Source organism: Corallococcus sp. AS-1-12 (genome assembly GCF_020036995.1).
In the GTDB taxonomy this organism is placed as follows: domain Bacteria; phylum Myxococcota; class Myxococcia; order Myxococcales; family Myxococcaceae; genus Corallococcus.
Genome location: NZ_JAIQDD010000002.1, coordinates 124,702 through 150,527, shown reverse-complemented (window position 1 = coordinate 150,527; position 25,826 = coordinate 124,702). Strand labels below are relative to the sequence as shown.

At 71.4% G+C, this 25,826-nt stretch carries 18 protein-coding genes, 5 tRNA genes and 1 other RNA gene; 16 read left to right on the top strand and 8 right to left on the bottom strand.

Going from position 1 to position 25,826, the window contains the following annotated elements; all coding sequences use genetic code 11:
- On the top strand, positions 1–444 hold the full coding sequence (locus K8556_RS02975) for a hypothetical protein (RefSeq protein ID WP_223738494.1): 444 nt from the start codon (positions 1–3) through the stop codon (positions 442–444).
- Positions 445–780: 336 nt separating this feature from the next.
- Here the strand turns inward: K8556_RS02975 and K8556_RS02970 are convergent, their stop codons facing one another.
- Together K8556_RS02970 and K8556_RS02965 are read right to left on the bottom strand one after the other, a co-directional pair.
- Positions 781–1,743, bottom strand: coding sequence for an SDR family oxidoreductase (locus tag K8556_RS02970; protein ID WP_223738493.1), 963 nt, complete (start codon positions 1,741–1,743; stop codon positions 781–783).
- Positions 1,740–2,594 carry a lysophospholipid acyltransferase family protein gene (locus K8556_RS02965; protein WP_223738492.1) on the bottom strand — a complete coding sequence of 285 codons (855 nt, stop codon included), beginning with the start codon at positions 2,592–2,594 and terminating at the stop codon, positions 1,740–1,742. The genes K8556_RS02970 and K8556_RS02965 overlap by 4 nt, the downstream gene beginning before the upstream one ends.
- Before the next feature lie 91 nt (positions 2,595–2,685).
- Here K8556_RS02965 and K8556_RS02955 point away from each other — a divergent pair, with 91 nt between their 5' ends.
- Entirely contained in the window at positions 2,686–4,107 is a 1,422-nt protein-coding gene (locus K8556_RS02955; RefSeq protein ID WP_304503925.1) for a DUF2252 family protein, read from the top strand.
- A gap of 1 nt (position 4,108) precedes the next feature.
- On the opposite strand, the gene K8556_RS02950 is transcribed toward K8556_RS02955, so the two are convergent.
- The 3 genes from K8556_RS02950 to K8556_RS02940 form a co-directional block, all read right to left on the bottom strand.
- Positions 4,109–5,056, bottom strand: a complete 948-nt coding sequence (locus K8556_RS02950; protein ID WP_223738491.1) for a polysaccharide deacetylase family protein — start codon at positions 5,054–5,056, stop codon at positions 4,109–4,111.
- 16 nt (positions 5,057–5,072) lie between these two features.
- Complete coding sequence (locus K8556_RS02945) at positions 5,073–5,783, bottom strand: glycosyltransferase family 2 protein (RefSeq protein ID WP_120622956.1); 711 nt, start codon at positions 5,781–5,783, stop codon at positions 5,073–5,075.
- Between the two features lie 78 nt (positions 5,784–5,861).
- Positions 5,862–7,175 (bottom strand): NAD(P)/FAD-dependent oxidoreductase, encoded by a 1,314-nt coding sequence (locus K8556_RS02940; protein ID WP_223738490.1) that lies wholly within the window; start codon positions 7,173–7,175, stop codon positions 5,862–5,864.
- Between the two features lie 229 nt (positions 7,176–7,404).
- On the opposite strand from K8556_RS02940, the gene K8556_RS02935 reads away from it, so the two are divergent.
- The 9 genes from K8556_RS02935 (at position 7,405) to ffs (ending at position 14,975) form a co-directional block, all read left to right on the top strand.
- The gene (locus K8556_RS02935) at positions 7,405–12,348 is read left to right on the top strand and encodes a tetratricopeptide repeat protein (RefSeq protein WP_223738489.1); all 4,944 of its coding nucleotides are present in this window, start codon (positions 7,405–7,407) and stop codon (positions 12,346–12,348) included.
- 89 nt (positions 12,349–12,437) lie between these two features.
- On the top strand, positions 12,438–13,718 hold the full coding sequence (gene serS, locus K8556_RS02930; RefSeq protein WP_223738488.1) for a serine--tRNA ligase: 1,281 nt from the start codon (positions 12,438–12,440) through the stop codon (positions 13,716–13,718).
- Between the two features lie 126 nt (positions 13,719–13,844).
- Positions 13,845–13,931: transfer RNA gene (locus K8556_RS02925), tRNA-Ser, on the top strand.
- 42 nt (positions 13,932–13,973) lie between these two features.
- Positions 13,974–14,063 (top strand) — tRNA-Ser (locus K8556_RS02920).
- A 29-nt stretch (positions 14,064–14,092) separates the two neighbouring features.
- Positions 14,093–14,166, top strand: a tRNA-Arg gene (locus K8556_RS02915).
- 26 nt (positions 14,167–14,192) lie between these two features.
- On the top strand, positions 14,193–14,660 hold the full coding sequence (tadA, locus tag K8556_RS02910; RefSeq protein WP_223738487.1) for a tRNA adenosine(34) deaminase TadA: 468 nt from the start codon (positions 14,193–14,195) through the stop codon (positions 14,658–14,660).
- Positions 14,661–14,667: 7 nt separating this feature from the next.
- Positions 14,668–14,754 (top strand) — tRNA-Ser (locus K8556_RS02905).
- A gap of 13 nt (positions 14,755–14,767) precedes the next feature.
- A tRNA-Ser gene (locus tag K8556_RS02900) sits at positions 14,768–14,854 on the top strand.
- A 28-nt stretch (positions 14,855–14,882) separates the two neighbouring features.
- An RNA gene (ffs, locus tag K8556_RS02895) (signal recognition particle sRNA small type) lies at positions 14,883–14,975 on the top strand.
- Positions 14,976–15,060: 85 nt separating this feature from the next.
- Here the strand turns inward: ffs and K8556_RS02890 are convergent.
- Positions 15,061–16,527 carry a glycosyltransferase family 39 protein gene (locus tag K8556_RS02890; protein ID WP_223738486.1) on the bottom strand — a complete coding sequence of 489 codons (1,467 nt, stop codon included), beginning with the start codon at positions 16,525–16,527 and terminating at the stop codon, positions 15,061–15,063.
- A gap of 109 nt (positions 16,528–16,636) precedes the next feature.
- Between K8556_RS02890 and K8556_RS02885 the strand changes: the two genes are divergently transcribed.
- From K8556_RS02885 to recR, 5 genes are all read left to right on the top strand, one after another.
- Positions 16,637–18,175, top strand: coding sequence for an NAD(P)/FAD-dependent oxidoreductase (locus K8556_RS02885; RefSeq protein ID WP_223738485.1), 1,539 nt, complete (start codon positions 16,637–16,639; stop codon positions 18,173–18,175).
- Between the two features lie 77 nt (positions 18,176–18,252).
- Positions 18,253–19,461 carry a DNA polymerase III subunit gamma/tau gene (gene dnaX, locus K8556_RS02880; RefSeq protein WP_223738484.1) on the top strand — a complete coding sequence of 403 codons (1,209 nt, stop codon included), beginning with the start codon at positions 18,253–18,255 and terminating at the stop codon, positions 19,459–19,461.
- Between the two features lie 415 nt (positions 19,462–19,876).
- On the top strand, positions 19,877–20,941 hold the full coding sequence (locus K8556_RS02875) for a DNA polymerase III subunit gamma/tau (RefSeq protein ID WP_223738483.1): 1,065 nt from the start codon (positions 19,877–19,879) through the stop codon (positions 20,939–20,941).
- 98 nt (positions 20,942–21,039) lie between these two features.
- A complete protein-coding gene (locus K8556_RS02870; RefSeq protein WP_223738482.1) occupies positions 21,040–21,357 on the top strand; it encodes a YbaB/EbfC family nucleoid-associated protein in 318 nt (105 codons plus the stop codon).
- A gap of 6 nt (positions 21,358–21,363) precedes the next feature.
- On the top strand, positions 21,364–21,957 hold the full coding sequence (recR, locus tag K8556_RS02865; protein WP_014394798.1) for a recombination mediator RecR: 594 nt from the start codon (positions 21,364–21,366) through the stop codon (positions 21,955–21,957).
- A gap of 9 nt (positions 21,958–21,966) precedes the next feature.
- Here recR and K8556_RS02860 read toward each other — a convergent pair whose 3' ends face one another.
- Positions 21,967–23,844 carry a protein kinase gene (locus tag K8556_RS02860; protein ID WP_223738481.1) on the bottom strand — a complete coding sequence of 626 codons (1,878 nt, stop codon included), beginning with the start codon at positions 23,842–23,844 and terminating at the stop codon, positions 21,967–21,969.
- Between the two features lie 3 nt (positions 23,845–23,847).
- Positions 23,848–25,815, bottom strand: coding sequence for a hypothetical protein (locus K8556_RS02855; RefSeq protein ID WP_223738480.1), 1,968 nt, complete (start codon positions 25,813–25,815; stop codon positions 23,848–23,850).
- Between the last annotated feature and the right edge of the window lie 11 nt (positions 25,816–25,826).

The following is a 25,826-nucleotide window of genomic DNA, read 5'->3' as shown; positions in this document are numbered from 1 at the left end:
ATGAAACGCCTGTCTGCCCTGATGGTCGCCCTGGTCCTCGGTGGGGCCTGCGCCCACACCCCGCCCAAGTCGGACCTGGAAGCGCTCCGCCCCGTCGTCGAGGGCTTCCACAAGAACCTGCGCTGGAGGAACTACCGTACCCTGTCCACCTTCCTCGTCCCCGAGGAGCGCCAGGACTTCGAGCGCAAGCGCCGCGAACTCCACGACGACCGCGACCTCACCGTCACCGACTACGAAATCGAGGCCGTGAAGCTCGCCGACGACGGCCGGAGCGCCACCGTCCACAGCCGCATCCAGTGGATGCGCCTGCCCTCCGTCACCGAGCAGAACGACACCGTCACCTCGGAGTTCATCTTCCGGGACGGCGTCTGGCTGCTGGAGAAGCAGCAGTCCGGGCCCTTCGACGGAGAGCTGGAGCCCCAGGCGGCGCCGCCGTCCCCGTAGCCCGCAAAAAAGTCGCCCACCGTCTCGGGGCCGGCCGAGACGATGGGCGTCGAGGGTTCCCCCATGGAACCCCCTACCAGGGTGACGATGTCGCGCGGTACTTCCGGCCCGCTGCGACCCCGCCGTGTTGCCTGGTCTCTAGAGCAATGCGAGTGCCAACCGCCGAGCCCCCCTGCCCCACCCCCGCTTCCCACGGGAATTCAGGCACTTGGCGGCCCTCACTCCCCGTCGCCACCGTCCCATGCCTGACAGTGTTGTCAGGCCCTCCCTGCCACTCCGCCACGTCCCCCCTGACATGACTGTCAGGGAACCGGCGCGGGGCCCCACGGAAAGCCGCTACTCCCCGACGACGGAGCGGATGGTGTCGCGCATGGAGTGCCGGGCCTTCCAGCCCACGTCCTGGACCCAGCGGTTGCCGTCCACGGCGCAGAGGAACTGGATGTGGTCCAGCTCCGGCGGCGGGAAGTTGGCCAGCCGGTAGCGGAACATCAGGCCCAACAGGGGCCGGGCCACGGGGTGTGGCACGGGGATCGCGGTGTGGCCCAGCTCGCGCAGGACGGCGGACAGGGGCACCTGGCCGGGGCCCACGACGTTGTAGACGCCCTTGGGCTCCGGGCGCAGCGCCTCCACCATGGCGCGGGCGACGTCCTCCACGTGGATGAGCTGCACCATGGGGTCGAAGCCGGCCATGGTCCACGGGTGGCGCAGCCGCAGGTAGTTGGACGGCGCGTTCTTGATGGTGGGCCCGACGATGTGGACGGGCCGCAGGATGACCGTCTCGATGTCGGGGTGCTTCCAGAAGAAGCTGTGCGCCAGCATGTCCACTTCGATGAGGTCGCGCACGCCGGAGAAGCGGCTGGCGGCCATCAGCGGCGCGTCCTCCGTGAGGAAGTTGGAGTTGTCCGGGCTGGGGCCGTAGACGTTCGCCGAGGACAGCACCACCACCTTCTTCACGCCGTACTTCGCGCAGTACTCCAACAGGCGCGTGGTCCCCACGACGTTGAACGAGTGGTGCTCCTCCTCGCTCATGCGCGGGTCATGCATGATGCCCATGTGGATGACGGCGCGGACCTCGTTCTTGCGGAAGACGTCCTCCGCCTTCTTCTTGCGCAGGTCCAACTGGTGCATCTCGACGTCCTTCGGCTTCCCGATGAAGGGGCGCCGGTCGATGCCGATGATGCGCTCGCGCTTGTGCAGCAGCTTCGCCAGCGTGCGGCCCAGGTTGCCGCTGATGCCGGTGACGACGACGGCCGGGCGCTTGTCCACCGCGCCGTCCTTCTCCTCGTTCGCGGGGCTCACCAGAACACGCCCCGGCGTTCCTTGAGACCCTGGTGGAGCATCGCCTGGATGGAGGCCTTCACGGTGCGCACCTTCTTGTCCAGTTCGCTGTCCTCGTCGTCCGCGCGGCCGGTGAAGTGGAGCGCGTCGCCGAAGTAGATGCGGTACTTCGTGGGCAGCGGGAAGGGCGTGCCCGTGGGGGTGATGGGGAAGGACGGGAAGCCGAGCAGCTTCGCCACCGGCTTCAGGTTCATCAGCGCGGGCGCCTGCTCCTCCGCGCCCACCACGGCGATGGGCACGATGGGCGTGTTCGTCTCCAGCGCCAGGCGCATGAAGCCCAGGCCGAACTCCTGGAGCTGGTAGCGCTGGGGCCACAGCTTGTTGAGCCCGCGCGTGCCCTCCGGGAACACCAGGATGGCCTCCTCCGCCTCCAGCAGCCGCCGGCAGTTCTCCGGCGTGCCGACAATCTGGCCCACGCGCGCCATGAACGTGGAGACGTACGGCAGGGACGGCACCCACTTCTCCACCATGCTGCGGATGGCGCGCGGCGGGTTGCCCTCCACCATCAGGGCGATGCCAATCATCGCGCCGTCCAGGGGGAGCTGGCCGGAGTGGTTGGACACCAGCAGCACCCGCCCCGCCGGGATGCGGTCCGCGCCGTAGGCCTCCACGCGGAAGTAGTGGCGGTAGAGCCACATGAACGGGGCGATGGCGGCCAGGCTGTAGTCCAGGTTGAACCCGAACGGGTCCACCCCGTACTCGTTCTCCGTCCGGGCCAGGGCCTGGAGTTGGTCGGACTGCTGCTCGCCGGCCATGCGCTCGGTCCAGCCGCGCAGGCCCCTCTTCACCTTGTCGCTGAAACGCTCCAGCATGGGCTGGCTCCTTAGCACCCCGGCCCGCACGCCGGGAGTGGGCCCACAACCCGCGATGCCCTTCTGACGATAATCCGCCGGAAGGTCCCCCATGCGCATCCCCTCCAAGCCCGCCTCCCCCTCCCGGACGTCCGGCTCCACCGTCGCCGCCACGGTGCTGACGCTCGCCACCTCCGGGGCCGCCGCGGGGCGGCTGGCCTCCGACGTCAGCGACTTCCAGCCCCAGGCCCCCCCGTCACGGACGGGCAACAGCGTGGCGGGGAACACGCTCGCGCCCCCACGGGCATCCGGGCTGGAGCGGCAGCCGTCCCAGGCCGTGTCCTTCGTGCGCGACTTCAACGCGCGGCTGGACCTGCCGCCCGCGCGCCTGAAGGAGAAGCTGGCGCAGATGCGCCAGAGCCCCTCCGCCCTGTTCCGCGCCATGCCCGCCCTGTTCCACGCGGACCTGCGGGGCCCGTACGCGCGGCAGGCCCGGCTGACGGACCGGCCCGCGCCGGACATCCGGGTGGTGGGCGACGCGCACGTGGGCAACCTGGGCACGTTCCGGGGGCCGGACGGCAAGGCGGTGTGGGGGCTCAACGACTTCGACCAGACGGGCACCGCGTCGCCGGAGGCGGACCTCACGCGCCTGGCCACCAGCGCGGTCCTCACCGCGCGCGAGGCGGGCCTGTCCACCCGCGAGCAGGTCCAGGCGGTGGAGGCGCTGGCGAAGAGCTACTTCGAGACGCTGGAGCTGCTGGCGGACGGCGACGCGAACCCGGGGGCGTTCCTGGACAAGAAGGAGTCCTCCGGGCCGGTGAAGGACCTCATCAGCAAGGCGCGCGACACGTCCGCCAGGGACCTGCTGTCCAGGTACGTGAAGCTCGACGGCGCGAAGGGCCCGCGCTTCCTCACGACGGACACGCTCCAGCCGCTGGACGCGCAAAAGAAGGCGGCGGTGCGGACGGCGCTGGCGTCCTACGAGAAGACCCTGGACGGCACGGAGGGCGTGGCGGTCCCCCTGAAGGTGCTGGACCTGGCGGCGCGGCTGGACGCAGGGGGCAGCAGCTACGGCCTGGAGCGCGACTACGTGCTCCTGGGCGCGGCGGATCCGAAGGCGCCCCCCGTGCTGCTGGAGCTGAAGGAGCTGCTCGCGTCCGGCGTGGCGTCGCCCCCGGTGCCCGCGAACGGCGCGGACGTGGTGAAGGCGCAGGAGGAGCTGGGCGGCGCCGTGAACCCGCTCACGGGCGCGGTGGACATGGGCGGCCGGGCGTTCCTCGTGCGCGAGGTGGAGCCGGAGAAGAACAAGCTGGACGACGGCGTGCTCGGGAAGAAGAAGTCCCTGCGCTCCACCTTCGAGCAGGCGGGCGTCGTGCTGGCCCGCGCCCACGGCAACACGCAGGCCCGGGCGCGGCGCCTGGAGGACTGGGTGGGTGGAGACACGAAGGAGGCCACGAAGCGGCTGGTCGCCTTCGCGCGGGCCTACGCGGATCAGGCCGAGGCGGACTGGAAGGCCCTGAAGGCCGCGCGCTGAGTCAGAGCGTCGCGGAGAGCCGCCCCGCGGCGTCGCGCAGGGTGACGACGTCGAAGTCGTCCTTGAGCCACTGGAAGATGTCGCGCAGCCGCTCCAGCTTCTTCGCGGCGCTCACGCGCAGGTCGCGCTGCTGGCGTACGAGCTCCGGCGGGATGCCGTCCGTGGCGTCCAGCACGTCGACCCCATGGAGCTCGAAGTTGAAGAAGGCATCCGCCCGGCACGCGCGGTACGCGGCGCGCATCGTGCCGCGAGGCAGCGTCGTGGCGAACGTGCCGATGAACGGGAAGCGCACCACCGGCGTCACCGTCATGGGCAATTCCAGCACCGCCCCCGAGCCGCGACGGTAGGGCTGCGCGGGGTCCGGCCGGTACGGCACGCGCGGCGCCAGCAGCACGCGCGGGGTGTCCAGCACGGAGCGCGACGGCCGCCCCAGCGCCGCGAGCGCCCCCATCACCGCCGCCTTCGCCGCGTAGTACGGGGCCGCCGGGAACGCGGACGAACCGTACCGGTAGCCCTGCGCCACGGTGGCCGCGTACAGGTCCGCGTTCAGCGTGTAGCCCGGGGCGCGGAATCCGGAAGGACGCACGCCCACGGCCTTCAGGATGGCCGCGTCCGCGCGCGCCAGGTCCGCTGAAATGGCGTCCGGCCCGCGCCGGGTGAGCGCGTAGTCATGGGCGTGGCTGTGGCTCGCCACCTCCACGCCGGCCGCGTGGGCGCGCCGCATGCCCTCCGCGGCGCCGGGGTCCGCCTCCAGGTCCTCGCCGATGACGAAGAACGTCCCGGGCACGCCCACCGCCGCGAACAGCTCCTGGAAGCGCGGCACCGCCACGCGGTGGATGAGCGTCCTCGCGCGCTCGTCGAGCAGCGACTCGGGCAGCCCGTGGATCCGGCAGTAGTGCGGCAGCGAATCCAGGTCGACGGAGATGGACGCCAGGCGCGCTGCCGTCATGGGGCCCCCCTTCCGCTCAGGTCCCGCGGACGCGGATGACGTAGAACAGCTTGCCCACGTTCTTGAGCACGTTGGGCACGCGCTTGAACAGGTGGATGGACGGCTGGCGCTTCTCATGGAGCTGGATGGGGATCTCCATGACGTTCAGCCCCTCGCGCCACGCGCGGATGACGAACTCGCTGGCGAACACGTCCATGTCCACCACGCACTTCTGGATGACGGGCAGCAGCGCTTCGCGGCGGAACGCCTTGAGGCCGTGCGTGTCCGTGCCCTGGAAGCCCAGCGCCACGCGCAAGAGCTTGTTGTGCACCCGCGTGGCCGCGCGGCGGATGAGGGGGCGCTGGTCGCTCGCGCCCTTGGCCGCCTTGGAGCCCACGACCATGTCCGCCTCGCCGCGCTCCAGCCGGGGCAGCGCCGCGTCGTAGAAGGTCAGGTCGCAGAGGTCGATTTCATCACAGACCACGTAGGTGCCCCGCGCCTTCAGGATGCCGGCCTTGAGCGCCACGCCGTAGTTGGGCGTCTCCGAGTGGAACCAGCGCAGGCGCGGGTTCTTCGCGCAGAGCTCCTCCAGGAGCCGGGGCGTCGCGTCGCGCGAGCCGTTCTCCGCGAAGATGATTTCGTAGTCGAGCCCGCGAGCATCCAGCCCCTGGCGCAGCTCTTCGGCTGCCTGGGCGATGATGGACTCCTCGTTGTAGACGGGGATGACGACGGAGAGGTGCAGGGCCATGGGTCCGGAGATGCGAAGGGAAGGCGTTGGGGCGTAGCACGCCCCCGGACCACCGTCGACAGGAGACGACTCCGTGCGTCAGCCGTTCAGCGTCCGGGCGCAAGCCCGCCCGTCCAGGATGGCGTCCTCCATGGAGGCGTACTCCCACTTTCCGTAGCGCCCGGCCATGAGGATGCCGGCGTGCTCCAGGAAGCGCTTCACCTCCGCCATCGCGGGGCCGTAGGCGTCGTCGTAGAGGACGTACGCGTTCGGGATCTCGCGCCCCCGGGCGAAGAGGATGTCGTCCGCTGAATGGATCATCCGCGAGCGCACCAGATCCTCCACCGCGTACCGCTCCGCGTCCGCCACGGACAGCTCGCCGTGGTGGCTGAACTCCACGGAGAAGCTGGCCGTGTCCGGCGGGGCCAGGGGCGCGTACACCGCCGACGGCGCCCCGATGCGGTACGAGTGGAACTCCGGCTCCGGCAGGTAGATCCAATGCCACGGCTGGCGGTTCGCCCCCCGGGCGCCCACGCACACGTACGTGACGATGAAGGCGCGCAGGCGCTTGGCCGCGGCCCGCACCTCGTCCGGCACGCCGGAGGCGCCCTTCCCGAGCAGCTCCACCAGCGCCGGCAGCGCGATGGAGGACACCAGCCCCGAGTACGGAAGGGTCCGCCCGTCCGACAGCGCCACCTGCTTCGCCTTCCAGTCGATGGAGACGGGCTCGGTGCGCACGCTCAGCTCGCCGCCCGTCAGGTGCTGTTTCATCGCGCGCGCCAGGCTCTCGATGCCGCCCTCGCGCGGGTAGAGGAAGGACGCGTTGTAGCCCAGTTGATCACTGCCCGCGCCGAGCGCCCCGTCCACGACCTCTTTGAGGGTGGGGCGCGGCACGAACCGGCCGACCCAGGCGGCGGACATCTCGCGCGGGTGCACGGTCCAGAGCTTCTGGTTGTAGGGCAGCATGAAGTTCTTCGCGAAGCCTTCACCCATGTAGCGGAGGATGAACTCCTCGAAGTTCACGGGGTCGCGCTCGCGCAGGGCGCGGCCCTTCTCCCCGTAGATGGCCTCCACGTAGCCGACCAGGTTCTCCGCGACGACCTCCGGCGGCAGCCCGTGGGTATTCACCTGGTAGGGGAAGCGGGTGAAGGTGTCCCGAGAGAAGATGGCGGCGCGGCGCTGGATGCGCACCAACTGGTCCGGGAGCCAGAGCGTATTGACCAGTTGCTGGATCTCCGGGTCGCGCAGGTGGAGCCAGTGGCCGGTGGGGTCGAAGTAACACCCGTCGATGACCTCGGTCTTGATGAGGCCGCCGACCCGGTCGGACTTCTCGATGAGGCGCCAGGGGCGCTTGAGGAAGTGCGCGGTGGAGAGGCCCGCCAGGCCCGCCCCGAGGATGACGATGGGATCCATGCTCCGCCGGGTCTACCACCCTGGGAGGGGGCCTGGAAAAGGGATGCACACCCTTGGTGTTGGCGGGCGCCCGCCCTCCTGCCCGGCCGGGTGACAACGGTACGCGCCGGGGACGCGTTCTTTCCGGGCTTGAAACGGCTCTGCTAGCCTGCACGCGCCGCGCGGACCATCGCACGCCCCCGTCATTGCTGCGCGTGCGCGCGCCAGCCGGTCTCGTCGAAGGAAAACAATGAAAGTCTCCTGCCCGTCGTGCCAGACGAATTACAACATCGATGACAGGCGGATCCCGCCCGGCGGCGCGAAGCTGAAGTGCGCCCGGTGCCAGACCACGTTCCCCATCAAGGCCGATAGCGCGGGCGCCGAAGCTCCCGAGGCCGCGCCCCAGTCGGCCGCCATCCCGCTCCCGGGCACCGCCGCGCCGCAGTCGGCCGCGATTCCCCTGCCGGGCACCGCCGCCCCCCAGTCGGCCGCCATCCCGCTCCCGGGCAGCGCCGCGCCCCAGTCGGCCGCGATCCCCCTGCCGGGCACCGCCGCCCCACAGTCCGCCGCGATTCCCTTGCCGGGCACGGCCGCGCCTCAGTCCGCAGCCATCCCGCTGCCGGGCAGCGCCGCGCCCCAGTCCGCAGCCATTCCGCTCCCGGGCACCGCCGCGCCTCAGTCCTCCGCGATTCCCCTGCCGGGTGCCGCCGCGCCCCGCGCCTCGGCGCCCCAGTCCGCCGCCATCCCGCTCCCGGGCAGCGCCGCCCCCCAGTCGGCCGCCATTCCGCTGCCGGGCACCGCCGCGCCCCAGTCCGCCGCCATCCCGCTGCCGGGTACGGCCGCCCCGCGCGCCGCCGCTCCGGCTCCGCAGTCGGCCGCGATTCCGCTCCCCGGCAGCGCCACGCCCCAGTCCGCCGCCATCCCGCTGCCGGGCACCGCCGCGCCCCAGTCCGCCGCCATCCCCATGGGCGCGGGTCCCGCCATCCCGCTGCCGGGCACCGCCGCCCCGCGCGCCGCGGCCCCGCAGTCCGCCGCCATCCCGCTGCCCGGGAGCGCCGCGCCCCAGTCCGCAGCCATCCCCATGGGCGCGGGCCCCGCCATCCCGCTGCCGGGCACCGCCGCCCCGCGCGCCGCCGCCATCCCGCTGCCGGGCAACGCCGCTCCGCCCGTCCCCGAGGATCCGTTCTCCTTCGACGACGAGGTCCCGCCCGAGGCCTACGCCTCGCCGGGCGTGGCCGCGCCCCGGGCCATCTCGCTGGACGCGGGCCCCGGCGCGCCGGTCGCCCATCCGGATGACTCGTTCAACTTCGACATGGACGCCGCGCCGCCGGCCCCCGCGGAGGACGACTTCGCGGAGGTGAGCAGCGGCGAGTTCTCCTCGGTCGACACCAGCGACTTCTCCGAGCCCCGCGAGGACGTCACCCGCGTCGTCTCCATCCCCGTCCCCAACGCTGCCTTCCGCGAGCCCGCCGCCTACGGCACGAACGAGCCCGCCGGCACCGCCCGCGACTTCGACTTCTCCGAGGAGCCCGTCGCCGCCGCCGCCCCGCCCGCCGAGGCCGACTTCGGCACGCCCGACTTCGACTTCGCGGACGACGGCACCCTGCCCGTCCCCGCGCAGCCGGCGCCCGAGGACGCGTTCACCTTCGACATCAACGACCCGAGCAACGCCCACGGCCCCGCCGCGGCGTCGCGTCCCCACCCGCAGACCTACGGCTACGGCGAGCCGGAGCCCCAGGCGGATCCGTTCGCCCTGGCCCCGCCCCCCGCGGAACCGGAGGCGGATCCGTTCGGCCTCCCGCCGCCCTCCGACTACGCGGCCCCGCCCCCGGACGCCGACCCGTTCGCCCTGCCCCCGCCGCCCGACGCCGGTGCCCCGGCCTACGACCTGGGCGGGCTGCCCTCCGCGAGCGACGACCCCTTCGCCCTGCCGCCCTCGCCCGGCCTGGACTTCTCCGACCTGCCCTCGCCCGCCGCCCCCCAGGCGATGGACTTCTCGGACCTGCCCTCGCCCGCCGCCCCCGCCCCGGTGTCCTTCGACTTCGCGGAGCCGCCGCCCCCCGCGTACGGCCAGTCCCCCGTGCCCACGGATGATCCGTTCGCCGTGGACTTCACGTCGCCCCCGGCCGCGGCGCCCGCTCCGAACTTCCAGTTGGACTTCGGCGACCCCGCCCCGGCCGCGCCGCCGCCGCCCGCGCGCATCAACCCCGCCACGGACTTCGGCGACGTGGACTTCGGCGACCCCGCCCCCGTCCCGTCCTCCGCGGCCACGGGCCTGCCGGACGCGCTGGAGTTCGACCCCACCGCCGCGCCCATGGATGACCTGGAAGCGGACCTCTCCGCGCCGCTGCCGCCCCCGCCCGCCGCGGGCCCCGCGGACGGCCTGGAGATGCTCAGCTTCATCGACGACAGCGCCGGCAAGGACGCCGGTGGCCGCGTGCAGGTGAAGCGCTTCCACGTGCGCCGCCGCTCCGGGAAGATGTTCGGCCCGTTCGAGGAGGGCGTCATCGTCAAGATGCTCGAGGACGGCCAGCTCCTGGGCAACGAGGACGTGTCGCCGGACTCGGAGGCGTGGTCCGCCATCGGCACCGTGCCCGTCTTCGCCGCCGCCATCCAGCGGCTGATGGAGGGTCCGGCCAAGGCCGTGCCGCTCGCGCCCACCCCGGGCGCCCCCACCCCGGAGACGGCGGGCGCCGCGGATCCCGCCAACCCCCAGGCCAGCATGGATCGGCTGCGCCAGCTCTACGAAGGCCGCATGGCCGCGGTGTCCGTCGTGGACCGCAGCGCCTCCGAGGCCAGGTGGAAGAAGCGCCTGCCCGTCCTCATCGCCGCGGGCGTGGCGGTGCTCGTGCTGGGCACCGGCGCCAGCTTCGAGGCCAGCCGCTACGGCGCCTTCGGCCGCAACAAGTTCTTCCCGGCCCGCGTGTCCTCCGGCTCCGCCGAGGCGAAGCTCGTCGAGGACGCGCGCAAGGGGCTGCTCGCGGACACCTACGCCAGCTACAAGGAGGCCCGCGCCAAGAGCGCCAAGGTGCTGGCCAAGAAGGAGTACCCGGAGGTCCGCGCCCTCTGGTGCCAGTCCGTCGCCTACCTGCAGCGCCGCTACGCGGACGGAGAGCGCTCCGACCTGACCACGTGCGAAAGGCAGATGGAGGCCATCGAGCTGCTGGGTGACAAGAACGTGGAGGTCATCAAGACCGCCGCCGGCATCGCGCTCACCCAGCGCAAGGGCGCGGAGGCCCAGGCCCGCCTGCGGGACGCCGCCGTCCGCGAGGACAACCAGGGCGACCTGGAGCTCGCCTTCCTGCTGGCGGAGTCCTACGCGCAGCAGAAGGACATCCCCAACGCCGTCGCCACGCTGACCAAGGTGCTGGAGAAGGACGCGAAGTCCGCCAAGGCCCACCACGCGCTGGGCAACCTGTACCAGGCGCAGGGCAAGGCCGACGAGGCCGCCAAGGCCTACGCGGAGGCGCTCGCCGCGGATCCGCAGCACGCCGCCTCCGCGGTGGAGCTGGCCGCGGTGGAGCTGCTGGTGCGCAAGTCGAACATCGAGCAGGGCGCCCAGGCCGTGGACAGCGCCCTGAAGCTCCAGGACGCGCTGGGGCCCGCCGAGCGCGCCCGCGCCCGCGGCCTCAAGGGCGTGGCCCTCTACCAGCAGTTCAAGCCCAAGGAGGCGGAGACGGAGCTGAAGGCCGCCCTCAAGGACAACCCGGACTCCGACTTCATCAAGGCCCAGCTCGCCCAGGTGCTGCGCTCGCAGCGCGACTACGACGGCGCGCTGCCGCTCTACGCCTCGCTCGCGAAGGAGGACAGCGACAACCTGGAGTACGTGGACGGCCACATCACCGCGCTGGTGATGACCGGCAAGATGCAGGACGCGCTCACCGCCGTGGAGGCCGCCAGCAAGAGCTTCCCCAACGAGGCGCGCATCGCGTACCTCTACGGCCGCATCGAGGACGCGCTCGACAAGCCCACGGAGGCGGAAGGCCACTTCAAGCGCGCCACCGCCGCGGACGCGAAGCTGGTGGACGCGGGCCTGTACCTGGGCCGCCTGTACCTGCGGCAGCACCGCAACGCGGACGCGCGCGCCCTGCTGGAGGCCGCCGCGAAGCAGGCGCCGGAGCACGCGGGCGTGCACGCGGGCCTGGGAGAGCTGGCGCTCGCGGAGAACAACAGCCTGCTCGCGCAGCAGGAGTTCGACCGCGCCGTGCAGTTGGACCCCAACCTGGCGGACGCCCACCTGGGCCTGTCGCGCGTGGCCCTGCTCAACGGCGACGCCACCCGCGCGGAGACGGAGGCCAACCGCGCCCTGGAGCTGGATCCGCACCTCTTGAAGGACGGCCGGCTGCAGCGCGGCCTGGTCCTCTGGCGGCTGCACCGGCTGGACGAGGCCGCCGCGGAGCTGGAGAAGGCCAAGGCGGAGGACCCCCGCTCCACCACCACCCCCATCACCCTGGGCGCGGTGCTCCTGGAGAAGGGCGACCTGGCCGGCGCGGAGAGCAACCTGGGCCTCGCGCTGCGCAACGAGCCGTCCAACCACGAGGCGCTCTACTACCTGGGCCTCGTGCGCGCGAAGCGCTCCGAGTACACCCAGGCGCTCGACAGCATGAAGACCGCCGTGGACCGCGCGCCCAAGCGCCCGGACTACAAGTACGCCTACGGCGTCATCCTGCGCGACGCGAAGCGGCTGCCGGACGCCATCGAGCAGTGGAAGGCCGCCGTGGAGATGGAGCCCAACTACGCGGACGCGCACGAGGCCCTGGGCCACGCGCACCTGGAGCGGGGCGAGTTCGACGAGGCCATCGCCTCCTTCGAGGCCGCGCTCAAGGCGGATCCGCAGCGCACGCGGGTGCTGGGCGCCATGGGCGACGTGCTCTTCAACGCCGCCCGCTGGGACGACGCCGTCCGCCGCTACCAGGCGGCGCTCAAGGCGGATCCGAAGCTCACGTACGTCTACTACAAGGTCGCCCGCGCCTTCACGGAGCAGGCCCAGTACGCCAAGGCCATCGACTGGTACAAGAAGGCCACCACCGCCGAGCCGGACAACGCCCAGTCCTTCTACTACCTGGGCTTCGCCTACAAGGAGCGCAACAAGCGCAAGGACGCCATCACGGCCTTCAAGGAGTACCTGGTGAAGAAGCCGGACGCGGCGGACAAGAAGGACATCGAGGACGAAATCTACGACCTCGAACACTAGCCCCACCCCTCCGGGCGTCAGGCCCTGAGCACCCGGCGCGTGGTGAGCCTTGCCGGCCCACGCCCGGGATGACTACAAGGCGAGCCCCTATGCTGGACCTCCGGAACGTTGCGCAGAACTTCGATGCGGTCGTCGCCCGACTCAAGACTCGGGGCGGCAGCCTGGACCTCGGCCCCTTCCAGACGCTCTTCACGGAGCGTCGCGACCTCTATGTCTCCATGGAGGCGCTGGCCGCGCGCCGCAACGCCGCCAACGAGGAGATGAAGCGCAAGGCCAAGGAGGACCCGGCCGCGATGGAGAAGCTGCGCGGCGACCTGCGCGGCGTCTCCCAGGAGATCAAGGAGAAGGAGGCCCGCCTCAAGGAAGTGGAGGAGGAGCTCAACCGCATCCTCCTGGTCATCCCCAACGTGCCCCACGAGTCCGTCCCGGTGGGCGCCAGCGCGGACGAGAACGTCCAGGTGAAGAGCTGGGGTGAGAAGCCCCACCTCCTCTTCACGCCCAAGCAGCACTTCGAACTGGGCGAGTCGCTGGGCATGCTCGACTTCGAGCGCGCCGCGAAGGTGTCCGGCAGCCGCTTCACCTTCTACAAGGGCGCCCTGGCGCGGCTGGAGCGCGCGCTCGTCACGTTCATGATCGACGTGCACACCTCCAAGGGCTACACGGAGCTGCTCCCGCCCTACCTGGTGCTGCGCGAGACGATGATGGGCACCGGCCAGTTGCCCAAGTTCGAGGACGACGCCTTCAAGACGTCCGGCGACCCCGAGCGCTTCCTCATCCCCACGGCGGAAGTCCCCGTGACGAACTACCACGCGGACGAAATCCTGGAGGGCGAGCAGCTCCCCATCCGCTACTGCGCCTTCAGCCCCTGCTTCCGCGCGGAGGCCGGCGCCGCGGGGCGCGACACGCGCGGCCTCATCCGCCAGCACCAGTTCCACAAGGTGGAGCTCGTGAAGTTCTCCCAGCCGGACAGGAGCCTGGAGGAACTGGAGGCCATGACGGACGACGCGTGCGACATCCTCCGCCGGCTGGGGCTGCACCACCGCGTGATGCTCCTGTGCACCGGGGACATGGGCTTCGGCGCGCGCAAGACCTACGACATCGAGGTCTGGCTGCCCGGCCAGGGCGCGTACCGGGAGATTTCGTCCTGCTCGGACTGCGGCGACTTCCAGGCCCGCCGCGCGAAGATCCGCTTCCGCCCCCAGAAGGGGGACAAGCCCCAGATGGTGCACACCCTCAACGGCAGCGGGCTGGCCGTGGGGCGCACGAGCATCGCCATCCTGGAGAACTACCAGCGGGAGGACGGAAGCGTCGCCATCCCGGAGGCGTTGGTGCCGTACATGGGCGGGCTGAAGGAGCTGCGCCCCCTGTAGTCAGGCCGATGGGGCCCCGGACGTAAAAAAGGGGCCAACATCTCGCTTGCCACGCGGAAGAAATGATGTAGAAGGGCGGCCCCACGGGCGCGGTTGGCCCGCCGGGAACCGAGCGGCACCTGCTGTGGAGGCGTGGCCGAGCGGTTGAAGGCAGCGGTCTTGAAAACCGCAGAAGGTGAAAGCCTTCCGTAGGTTCGAATCCTACCGCCTCCGATTTTGAGCTTGAGTTTCGTGGTTCTTTGACAGAGAAGAGTTGGAGAGATGGCCGAGAGGCTGAAGGCACAGGTTTGCTAAACCTGCATACTCGAAAGGGTATCGAGGGTTCGAATCCCTCTCTCTCCGCCACTTGATGTAAAGCAGCAGCCGGAAGAAATGCTCCCTTAGCTCAGCTGGATAGAGCGTCGGACTACGAATCCGAAGGCCGGAGGTTCGAATCCTCCAGGGAGCGCACTTCTTCTTTGGCGCGCACGTCTCATGAGTGACGACATCGCTTTCATGCAGCAGGCTTTAGAGCTCGCGCGGGAAGCGGCTTCACTCGGGGAAGTACCGGTTGGTGCGGTGGCGGTGCTCGACGGCAACGTCGTGGGCACGGGTTTCAACCGCCGCGAATGCGACCGGAACCCCTTCGCCCACGCCGAAATGATTGCCCTCGCCGCCGCCGCGAAAGCACGCGATGCGTGGCGGCTCTCCGGGGTGACCCTCTACGTGACGCTGGAGCCGTGTGCCATGTGCGCCGGTGCGCTGGTGCAGTCTCGTGTCACCCGACTCGTCTTTGGTACAATGGACCCGAAAGCGGGTGCGGTCGGCTCGCTGTACAACCTGGTGGAAGAGCCCCGGCACAACCACCGGCTTCAGGTCACAAGCGGCATCCTGGCGGAAGAGAGTCGCCAGCTTCTCAAGACGTTCTTCGAGCGCTTGCGCGCGAAGCGACGCGAAAACTGAATATTCTGGAGAGCTGGCCGAGTGGTCGAAGGCACCTGACTCGAAATCAGGCGTACCGGCAACGGTACCGTAGGTTCGAATCCTACGCTCTCCGCTCCAAAGTCTCTGGAGAGGTGGCCGAGCGGTTGAAGGCGCACGCCTGGAACGCGTGTATATCTGAAAGGGTATCGTGGGTTCGAATCCCACCCTCTCCGTTGTTATTTTCGAAGCAGCAGCACGGATTTTGTGGTCGGGACAACGTGGGGGCGCGAACCCCGCCAGGTCCGGAAGGAAGCAACGGTAGCGTACTTCCGCGTGTGTCCCGGCCGTTCTGTCTCACCTGAAGCGCCGACATCCCTCCGGGGATGCCGGCGCTTCGGCTTTGCGGGCTTGCCCTCCCCTGCCCGTCCGCCGCCCTGTTTCAGTCCCGGACGAGGATGGTTTCGCGCCCCACCTCGCGGACGACGCGGAAGCCGGCCGCCTGGAGCTCCAGCAGGGCCCGGCCCTCGAAGGTGACGGCGCGGTTGAAGGCGCGGTCGCGGATGGAGGCCTGGAAGGCCGCGTCCCGGGGCCAGTCGCAGGTGCGCCAGGGGATGTTCTTGCCGATGTAGAAGAAGCCCCCGGAGCCCCACAGCCCCTCGTTGACGATGAGCAGCCCCGTCGCGTCCCCCCGCGTGGCCCGGACGATGGCGCGGAACTGGTCCGCGCGCAGGTCGCTGGAGGGAAAGCCGCGGCCGTGCACGAAGCCCAGGGCCAGCGCGAGCACCGCCGCCCCGTTCCTCGGGCCCGGCCGGGAGAGCGCGGTGATGGACGCGGCCACCTGGGACGCCGCCGCGAGCAGCGCCACCACCAGCCCCGGGTAGAGGAAGCGCTCCTCCTTGTGCGGCGTGGCCAGGAGGACGGCGGTGTAGACGGCCGCGCAGGTGAGCGGCAGGGACAGCGCGCGAAAGCGCACCAGGGGGGCCAGCGACAAGGGCACGGCGGCCCAGGCCCAGAGGGGGATGGCCTGGAGCAGCGGCCCCCAGTAGAAGTCCGCCGGTGAGGCGCCGAACGCGGCGGCGGCCTTCCCGGAGAGCAGGTTGTAGTCCACGTAGGCCCGGAACGAGTGGAACGGCGCGCCCCAGGTGGCCTGGTCGAGCAGGCCCAGGCCCGCCGCCACCGCCGCGCCTCCCACGCAGGTGAAGCCGAGCAGGCGCCACCTCCGGGCGGCGGCCAGCCACAGGAGCGCGGCCACCACGAAGAGGGCGGACGGGTAGCGCGTCACCACGGCGAGCCCCAGGGCCATGCCCCCCAGGAGCCCGGCCCGGCGCACGCGCGCGTCCGCGCCGGTGTCCGGCCGGTCCAGGGCCTCCATGGCCACCAGGAGGAAGGACGCGGAGAAGGACTCCGACAGGGTGCGTCCGGCGAAGAGGAGCACCGGTGCGCTCAGCCCCACGAGCAGCACCGCGAGCGCCCCACCCCACGGGCCCGCCCGGCGCTCCGCGAAGCGGTACACGGCCCACAGGCTCCAGGCGTGCAGGGCGAACTGGGGCAGCGCCACCACGCCCCGGTAGACGCGCGGGTCGGTGACGCCGAGCCCGTGCGCCACCTTGAGGAAGGCGGCCAGCACGCCGGGGACGGCCCAGTTGCGCAGGCCCTCGCGCCACTCCCAGGCCAGCACGCCGTAGCCGTGCACGCGCCAGTACGCGGGCTCCAGCGCCTGGAACACCTCGTCCGGGTGGATGCGCCCCAGCTCGCTCACCGCGAGGACGTACGGCACCAGCGCCACCGCGAGGAGCCCCAGCGCACGCAAGGCACCGGGCGGGCCCGTCCTTACGGGGACCGGGACCTCCAATGGGGCCTGGGGAGGGACGGGGGCCGGGGGCGCGTCGGAGGGAGGGGCGTTCACGGGGCGGGCGCGACTCTTTCCGGCCCTGACGTCCGGCGCAAGACGCACGGTGTTTGTCGGGGAGGCCAGGGCTCGGCTAGGAACGGCCTTTTCCCCAAGGAGGAAGACCATGCCAGACGTCATCGTGGTGGGCGCGGGCCACAACGGACTTGTCGCGGCGGCGATGCTCGCGCGCCGGGGCCTGTCGGTCACCGTGCTGGAGGAGAAGGACCAGGTGGGCGGCGCGTGCAAGACGGAGTACCCGTTCCGCACGGCCCCGAAGCTGGGCGTCTCCACGGGCGCGTACCTCCTGGGGCTGATGCCGCCGGAGCTGCTCCAGGAGCTCCAGTTGGAGCTGCCCCTCAAGCGCCGCGACCCGCACTACTTCCTGCCCACGATGGACAAGCGCTACCTGCTCTTCGGCTCGGATGAGCGGGAGCTGGAGCGGCAGTTCCGCGAGTTCTTCTCCGAGGCGGACTGGAACGCCCACGTCGCCATGAACACGGAGCTGGCGGCGCTGCGCGAGGACCTGGCGCCCGCGTGGCTTTTGCCGCCCCTGTCGCTGGAGGAGACGGCGGAGCGGTACGTGCGCCCTGCCCTGCGCCAGCACTTCATCCGGCTGTGTCGCGGCACGGCGCGCGAGTACCTGGAGCGCTTCGGCTACAAGTCCGACTTCGTGAAGGCGATGTACGCCGTCACCGATGCGTTCTCCGGCCTGGACGGCGGCTATGACACGCCGGGCACGGGCATGAACCTGCTGGTGCACAACCTCTGCCGGCTGCCGGGCAGCGGCGGCACGTGGATGATCGTCGAAGGCGGCATGGGCACCGTCACCCAGCGCATCGCGCAGCTCGCGCGCAAGCACGGCGCCCAGTTGCGCACGAACGCGAAGGTGGCGTCGGTGCGCGTGGACGGCGGCGTGGTGAAGGGCGTGGTGCTGGAGAACGGCGAGGAGCTGTCCGCGAAGGTCGTGGTCTCCAACGCGGACCCGTTCCGCACGCTGAAGCTGGTGGACTCGAAGGCGCTGAACCCGGACTACCGGAGCATGGTGGACGGGCTGTCCGCGCCGGGCACCACGCTGAAGGTGAACCTGTGCCTCAAATCGCTGCCCACCTTCACCTGCCTGCCGGAGGACCGGGGCCAGTTCGGGCCCACCATCCACCTGCTGCCCCAGGGGGACGACGTGCTGGGGGCGCTGGCGCACGGCTACAAGGAGGCGAAGGCGGGCCGGCTGGCGGAGTTCCCCTCCATCGAGTGGTACGTGCACACCACGGTGGACCCGTCGCTGAAGGATGCGGAGGGCCACCACAACTCCGCCCTCTTCGTGGAGTGGGTGCCGGAGAAGCTGGAGGGCACCACCTGGGAGAAGGAGGAGGCGCGCTACGTGAAGCATCTGTTGTCCATCTGCGACCGCTTCGCGCCCGGCACCAGCGACCTGGTGCAGGAGTACTTCGCGCTCACGCCGCCGAAGATTGAGTCCCACTTCGGCATCACCCGCGGCCACATCCATCATGTGGACAACAAGCGCGGGTTCACCGACCGGCTGCCCTATGAGACGCCGGTGCAGGGGCTCTACTTCTGCAGCGCGGGCTGCCACCCCGCCGGAAGCGTCATCGGCGCGGCCGGGCACAACGCGGCCAACGTGGTGCTACAGGCGCTCGGACGCTGAGACGGAGTGCGTCTCACGGCGGGCGGAATGGACGTTCCATGGATCCTTTTGCCCGCCGTGTTTAGATGGTTGTCCCCATGAGCTACCTCGTCCTCGCCCGCAAATGGCGCCCGCAGAAGTTCGATGACATGACCGGCCAGGAGCACGTGGTCCGGACCATCGGGAACGCCATCAAGATGGACCGGGTCGCGCACGCGTACCTGTTCTGCGGTCCTCGAGGGGTGGGCAAGACGACGGCCGCCCGCCTGCTCGCCAAGGCGCTCAACTGCGAGCAGGGCCCCACGGCGACCCCGTGCGGCACCTGCCGGGCGTGCACCGAAATCACCGCCGGCACCAGCGTGGACGTGGCGGAGATCGACGGTGCGTCCAACAACGGCGTCGAGAACGTGCGCGAGATTCGCGAGAACGCGAAGTACCTGCCGCAGCGCGACCGCCACAAGATCTACATCATCGACGAAGTCCACATGCTCTCTGGCGCGGCGTTCAACGCGCTGCTGAAGACGCTGGAGGAGCCGCCCGGTCACGTGAAGTTCATCTTCGCGACGACGGAGGCGCACAAGCTGCCGGACACCATCCTGTCGCGCTGCCAGCGCCACAACTTCCGGCGCATCTCCGCGGCGCGGATGCTCCAGCGGTTGAAGGAGATCTGCCAGGCGGAGGGCGCGGGCATCTCCGAGCAGTCGCTGTCGCTGGTGGTGCGCCAGTCCGAAGGCGGCATGCGCGACGCGCTGAGCCTGTTGGATCAGATCCTGGCGTCGTGCGGCCCCAACCCCACGGACGAGGCCGTCGCGGAGGCGATGGGCGCCATCGACCGCACGGTGGTGCAGGACTTCGCGGAGGCGCTGGTCCGCAAGGACGCGAAGCGCGTGCTGGGCCGGGTGGACGAGGTGTTCAACCGGGGCCTGGACCTGAAGCGGCTGGCGGAGGAGCTGGCGCTGCAGTTGCGGCACCTCTTCGTGACGAAGTCGCTGGGGGAGGCGCCCGCGGAGCTGGCGGAGTCCGAGCAGAAGGCGCTCCTGGCGCTGGCGAAGGAAGCGGACACGGCGCAGTTGTCGCGGCTGTTCGACATCGTGCACGGCTGCATCTGGGACGTGTCGCGAGCGGCGCAGCCCCGGCTGGCGCTGGAGATGGCGCTGCTCAAGGCCATCCAGTTGTCCCCGGCCGGTTCGATTCCCGACCTGCTGGCCCGCGTGGAGCGGCTGTCGGCGGGCCTTGGCGCGGAAGGCGCGAAGAACACGACCGGAGCGCCAGGAGGTCGCTCCGGTCCCGCGAACTTTCGCGTCTGACGTCCAGGCCGAAGTCCGCGCGCCCGCGCCCGTAGCAGCGCGTCCCGTCGAAGGTCCTCCCGCGCAGACGGGCGCCCTGCCGCGTCCGTTCGACGCGCAGGGGGAGGTCTCGTCGCGTCCATTCGAAGCGCAAGGCCCGTCCGCGCACGCGGGGGCCACCGTCAGGCCCTTCGACGACGCGCGTGCTCCGATGCCCCCGGCGTCCAACGGGCACTCCCGCGAGGCACCGGGCCCCTCGGCCCATGCGGGTGCGAGCCCCCGTCCCTTCGGGGCGCAGGACGCGTCCACGGGGCCAATGCCGCAGCCCTTCGAGGCTCGCGGCGCATCCCCGCACGCGGGGGCCACCGCCTCACACGGAGCTCCGGGCGAAGCGCCTGCGCTTCCCTCTCGCGGTGAGCCGGCCGGTGCGTCCGCCGTGGCCACCCGGACGCCTCCGGCCGCGCTGATGGAGGGCCTGTCCCCCTCGGCGGCCCGTCCCCTCTCCTTCCTTCGCAATGGGGGCGGCGCCAGCGGCCCCGTTCCCACCCCCGCCGCCGCGCCTCCCGCGCCGGTGGTGATGGACGACCTGTCTCCGTCCGCCTCGCGCCCGCTGTCCTTCCTGCGCAACGGCGGCGGCGCGGCCCCCGCGATGGAGGCCCCTGCGGCCCCGGGCGTCGTCATGGACGACCTGCCTCCGTCCGCGGCCCGTCCCCTCTCCTTCCTCCGCAACGGCGGCGCCCAGCCCCCTGCTCCCGTTCCCACGCCCGCGGCGCGCGCGCCCGAACCCGCCACGCCCACCGTGCGCATCACCAACATGCGCAAGCCGGAGCCCGTGGCCCCGCCCGAGCCTCCGCCCCACGGCGACGAGGACGCGGACGAGCGCATGTTCCCGGAAGAGGGCTCCGCCGAAGGCTGTGCCTCCGGCGAGTGCATCCCCGTCGCGGAGCCCGCCGCCCCCGAACCGGAGCCGCCAGAGCCCGAGCCGCCGCCCGCGATGGCGCCCGTCGCCACCAGCCGCGACAACCCCAACCGCTCCCTGCCCGAGCGCTGGCGCGCCGCCGTGGAGACCGTGAAGTCCACGTCCGTGCGCCACGGCACGGCGCTCGCCAATGGCCGCCTCCAGTCCATGAAGGCGGGCGAAATCATCCTGGGCTTCCCGCCCTCCGCCGCCTTCCACAAGGCCGCCGTGGTGTCGCCCGGGGGCAAGGCCACCGTGGACGCGGCGCTCGCGTCGCACTTCGGCCGCGCCGTGAAGCTCACCATCACGGACGTGCCTCAGATCCAGGACGTCCTCCCGGGCGGCATGGGCTTGAGCCTCTCCGAGGTGGACACCCAGACCCGAAACACCCACGAGAAGACCACCGAGGGCAAGGTGCGCTCCCACGCGTCCGTGCGGGCCATCCTCAAGATGCTGGGCGGCGAAATCGAACACATCCAGGTCTACGAGCCCGAGCGGCCACCGGCCAACCTCCCGGACATCCCCGCCGCTCCTGACGACTGACAACGCCTCCCGGCCCCGCTAGGGTGCGCGCCAACGTCCCTGCCCCGAGCGGCGCCATGGCGGCCCCGCGCTCCCACGACCGGGGACCGAGGAAGCACATGCCCGGCATCGACCTGAACTACTTCATCCGGCAGGCGAACAAGCTCACCGAGAAGATCGAGGAGCGGAAGAAGCAGTTGGCGGAAGAGACCGTCGAGGCGACGTCCGGCGAGGGCCGCGTGACGGTCGTCGCCAACTGCGTGCAGGAGATCCGCAGCATCAAGATCGACAAGAGCGCCATCGACCCCAACGACCCGGGGATGCTCGAGGACCTCATCACCGCCGCCGTGAACACTGCCCTGGCGAGCAGCCGTCAGCACATGAACGCGGAGCTGGCGAAGATCTCCGGCGGCGTGAAGATCCCCGGCATTAATTAAAGACGGATGACCCCCGATCCGCTGAATCGCCTGGTCGCCCAGCTCGCGAAGCTGCCGGGCATTGGTGAGAAGACCGCCCAGCGCCTCGCGTTCCACATCCTGCGGGCGCCGGGCGAGTTCGCCGTCGACCTCTCGCAGGCCATCCGCGAGGTGAAGGAGAAGGTGCACCTGTGCGTGCGCTGTTTCTCCCTCACCGACTCGGAGCTGTGCGGCTTCTGTCGCGACAACCGCCGCGACGAGCGCGCCCTGTGCGTCGTGGAGACCTACTCCGACCTGATGGCGCTGGAGCGCACCCGCGAGTTCAAGGGCCGCTACCACGTGCTGCACGGCGTGCTGTCCCCGCTGGAAGGCGTGGGCCCGGAGCAGTTGCGCATCAAGGAACTGCTGCACCGCCTCAACGACAGCCGGGTGGAGGAGATCATCCTCGCCACCAACCCGGACATCGAGGGCGAGGCCACCGCGCTCTACCTCACGCGCCTGCTCAAGCCGATGGGCCTGCGGGTGACGCGCATCGCGCAGGGCCTGCCCATGGGCGGCGACCTGGAGTTCGCGGACCAGGCCACGCTCGCCAAGGCGCTGTCCGCCCGCCGCGACCTGTGACGGCGCGGGCTACTGCGTCACCTTCCACGAGAACGGCATCAACACCGTGACCTCCTGGTCGCGGTGCACCGGGAAGCGCAGGCTCTGGGCCTGCGTCTCCAGGCAGCGGCCCACCGCCGTGGACGCCAGCGGCCCGCGCGTGCCCGCGCGCACCTTGCCGGATGACACGATGGTGAGCTCCACCTGCACCTCGCCCGAGGCCGCCGGCAGGTCGGACTTGTAGCGCTCGAAGCAGCCGGTGATCTTCGAGCGGCCGCCGGACACCACGCGCTGGATGTCGTCGATGCCCAGCGACACCGGCTCCTTCGCCGCCGGCCGCTTCGTCACCCTGCGGGGGGACGTGTCCTCCGCCCCGTCGTCCACGGGGGGCGAATCCGTCACGGACGCCGCCACCGCGTCGCCGCCCGGCGGGTCGTCCCGCACGGTGCCCTGAACGTCGCCAGGCGGGGTCCCTTCAGGCCCCGGGGCCGGAGCCCCCTGCGCCGCGACCGGGGGAGTCTGCGTGCCCGCCGGAGTCCCGCTGTGGGCCACGGGCGCGACGGCCTGCTGCACCGCAGGCGGAGGCGTCACGTTCGCCGCGGTGCCACCGGGCCGCGCGACGACGAACGCCACGCCCGCGGCCACCAGCCCCAGGCCGCCCACCACGCCCAGGAGCCAGCGCCGGGACGCGGGCTTCGCCACGGGCGCGCTCGGCAGGACCTCCGGCTCGGGAGCCTGCGCCTGCGCGGGGGCCGCCCGGTTCTGCGCGGTCAGCGCCCGCACGCCCGTGCCGCTCGGACGGGACACCTGCTGCCCGTACGTGTTCGTCCCAGCGCCGGAGACAGCGGAGGCAATCGCCGCGAACTCGGGGTCCGCCGGACGCGCCGCGGTGAGCGTGGCCATCGTGGGGATGCGCGTCTTCTCCGCGACGCGCTCCTCGCCAAAGTGGTTGCGCAGGAACGTGCCCAGCGCCGGGGCGCTCGCGGCCCCGCCCTGGAGGTCCGAGGCGAAGGCCTCCAGCGCGACCGCGAAGTCCTCCGCCGTCGCGTACCGGTCCTCCGGCTTGAAGGCCATGGCCTTGAGGATGATGTCCTCCAGGCCCTGCGGCAGGTCCGCCCTCAGCGCGCGCGGCTTCTCGAACTCGCCCTGGAGCAGCGCGTTGAGCACCGCCAGGTCGTTCTCGCGGGAGAAGGGCCGCACGTGCGTGACGGCCTCGTAGAGGCTGACGCCCAGGGAGAAGACGTCCGCGCGCGGGTCGACCTCCTTCCCCTGCGCCTGCTCCGGCGCCATGTAGATGTACTTGCCCTTCACCACGCCCGTGCGCGTCTGCACCAGCCGCGACTCGGCCTTGGCGATGCCGAAGTCCAGCACCTTCACCTGGCCCTGGTACGTCACGTACAGGTTGGACGGCGACACGTCCCGGTGCACCACGTTCAGCGGCTGGCCCTGCTCGTTCGTGAAGGCGTGCGCGAAGTGTAGGCCCCGCGCCGCGTCGATGAGCACCCGCAGCACCATCGGCAGCGGCACGTACTGCCGGCGCCGGCCCGCGAGCCGCAGCGTCGTGGAGAAGTCCTCGCCCGCGAGGTACTCCATGCAGATGTAGTAGCAGCCCTCCGTGAAGCCCAGCTCGTGGATCTGCACGATGTGCGGATGTGACAGCTTCGCCGCCAGCCGCGCCTCGTCGCGGAACATCTCCACGAAGTCCGGGATGGCCGACAGCGTCGGCAGCATCCGCTTGAGCACCACGTTGCGCTCGAAGCCGTCCGCGCCCAGCAGCTTGGCGAGGAAGATCTCCGCCATGCCGCCCTCGGCCAGCTTGCGCACGAGGACGTACTGCCCGTAGGGCTGGAGGAGCGTGGCGGTGGACGCGCCGGCGGGATCCGGAATGGGAACGTTGGGCTGTGCCATCCCTCAAGGTCCTCGCGGTTTCAGGGTGCGCACCGTGAGTACGTCTGGGGCACCGGGGCGCGTCATCTTAAACACCAGCAGGGGGGGCATTCCCATGGGGGCCACCCATGTATCGAAGCGGTGCTTGGCGTCCAGGGGCACGGCCCGTCCGTTGATGGACAGGCGGGCATTCACGGGCGCGACACCGGAGGCCCGCACCTTCTCCGCCGCCGGCCCACCCTGGCGCGGGCTGTCCACCACCAGCCCCACCACCGAGTTGTCATAGACGAGCTCCAGCTTGTTCATCCGCCCGCCCTTGAGGGCCGCGCCCGCCTGCGACAGCGGCGTGACGGACCACAGGTAGCTGCCCTCCCCCAACTGTCCCGCCTCCAGCGCCGCGCGCGTCTCCGACACCGTGCGCTGCACCACGGGCGTCGCCAACGAGCCCGCCTTGTACACCGCCACGCGATAGCTACGGGCCTGCGGTTCCTCGCCGTAGGTGAACGTCACCGCCGGGGGTTTGTCCTGGTAGAAGATGGTCGTCTTCTCCGGCCCCTCGGGCACCACGTTGCGCACGCGCGCCAGCGAGCTGGTGGGGGACTCCGGCGCGAAGTGGATGCTGCCCGCGGCCACCTGCGTGCCGTCCTCCTTGCGCGCCCGCCAGTACAACGTGCCCCGGGCCAGCGCGGACACGTTGACGGAGGCGCGGTGCACGCGGCCCCAGAGCACCGGGCGCTTGAAGGCCGCGTCCTGCGCCGCCTCCACCACCGCGTCGCCCTGGCCCTCCCAGGTGAGCGCCACCTCCGCGAGGCCCCGGTGGAAGACCTCCGTGCCCTCGCCCGGGCCCACCGCGACCGCCGCCTCCTCCAGCGGCTCCACCTTCGCGTTGCCGTCCGTGCCCACGGTGGCGCGCTCGCCCGCGCGCAGCTCCTGCCGCGCCTCGCCCCGCCGCAGCGTCACGTCGCCGGTGTGCGCCGCCACCTGCATGCCCGCGTTCGTGCGGCGGATCTCCAGCCGCGCGCCGCTCCCCGACTCCACCGTCATCTCCGGCAGCACCACGCGGCTCTCACGCCCCATGGCGAGCTGCACGGCCAACAGGCCCTGGAGCAGGTTGACGCGCGCCTCGTCGATGGTGCCCTGCTGTCCCGCGCTCTCCAGCACCGCCTCCGCGCCCGGAGCGAGCGTCAGCACCGTGCCGCTGTCCTTGAGGGACAGCACCGCCTCGCCGCCCTTCGTCCGCACGCCGTCGCCGAAGGCCAGCACCTCGCCCTCGCGGCGCACCTTGCGCCAGCGGCCCGTGTCCTTCGCCTTCACCTCCGTGACACCGGAGGTCGCGCGCACCGTCACCGGGATGGGCGCCAGCTCCACGACGCGCGGGGCCGAGGGCGTCACCTGCGCGCGCTCGCGGGTCAGGTCCACCGCGTCGCCCTGGGCCGCGCGCAGCGTCTTGCCGTCCTTGGAGACCAGCTCGATGGCACCCAGCTTCACCTCCACCCGCGCCGAGTCCTCCGCCACCGCGACCTTCACCTCCGAGGGCTCTTGCCCCACGCGCGTGAGGCCGAAGGGGGTGAGGATGTTCAACGTCACCTTGGAGCCCGCGCTGTCCGGCTTCCCGCCCGCGGGCACGCGCGACAGCACGATGCCGCGCTCCACCTTCATCACGATGCCCGTCGCGTCCGAGCCCACCGCGAACCGGCCCTCGCTGCCCACCTCCACCGTCCGGTCGCCCGGGAAGCGCACCGTCGCGGAGCCGCTCTCACCCGTCTCCACCGCGTCGCCCGCGAGCAGCGGCCCCTCCACCGCCGGGCCCACCTTGCCGCCGCGCTCCAGGCGCACGTCACCGGAGAGCCCCTCCAGGCGTCCAATGGGGACGACGGCCCCCGCGTCCACCTCCACCACCGGCGGGGGTTTCGGCGCCTCCTCGCGTTCACACCCCGAGCAGCCGGAGAGGAGGACGAGCAGCGACAGCGCCAGGATGCGGACAGGACTCACTGATACCTCGA

Coding starts and splice junctions, on each gene's coding strand:
- K8556_RS02975 (WP_223738494.1), top strand. CDS start 1: ATGAAACGCCTGTCTGCCCTGATGGTCGCCCTGGTCCTCGGTGGGGCC.
- K8556_RS02965 (WP_223738492.1), bottom strand. CDS start 2,594: ATGCTGGAGCGTTTCAGCGACAAGGTGAAGAGGGGCCTGCGCGGCTGG.
- K8556_RS02955 (WP_304503925.1), top strand. CDS start 2,686: ATGCGCATCCCCTCCAAGCCCGCCTCCCCCTCCCGGACGTCCGGCTCC.
- K8556_RS02950 (WP_223738491.1), bottom strand. CDS start 5,056: ATGACGGCAGCGCGCCTGGCGTCCATCTCCGTCGACCTGGATTCGCTG.
- K8556_RS02945 (WP_120622956.1), bottom strand. CDS start 5,783: ATGGCCCTGCACCTCTCCGTCGTCATCCCCGTCTACAACGAGGAGTCC.
- K8556_RS02940 (WP_223738490.1), bottom strand. CDS start 7,175: ATGGATCCCATCGTCATCCTCGGGGCGGGCCTGGCGGGCCTCTCCACC.
- K8556_RS02935 (WP_223738489.1), top strand. CDS start 7,405: ATGAAAGTCTCCTGCCCGTCGTGCCAGACGAATTACAACATCGATGAC.
- serS (WP_223738488.1), top strand. CDS start 12,438: ATGCTGGACCTCCGGAACGTTGCGCAGAACTTCGATGCGGTCGTCGCC.
- tadA (WP_223738487.1), top strand. CDS start 14,193: ATGAGTGACGACATCGCTTTCATGCAGCAGGCTTTAGAGCTCGCGCGG.
- K8556_RS02885 (WP_223738485.1), top strand. CDS start 16,637: ATGCCAGACGTCATCGTGGTGGGCGCGGGCCACAACGGACTTGTCGCG.
- dnaX (WP_223738484.1), top strand. CDS start 18,253: ATGAGCTACCTCGTCCTCGCCCGCAAATGGCGCCCGCAGAAGTTCGAT.
- K8556_RS02870 (WP_223738482.1), top strand. CDS start 21,040: ATGCCCGGCATCGACCTGAACTACTTCATCCGGCAGGCGAACAAGCTC.
- recR (WP_014394798.1), top strand. CDS start 21,364: ATGACCCCCGATCCGCTGAATCGCCTGGTCGCCCAGCTCGCGAAGCTG.
- K8556_RS02860 (WP_223738481.1), bottom strand. CDS start 23,844: ATGGCACAGCCCAACGTTCCCATTCCGGATCCCGCCGGCGCGTCCACC.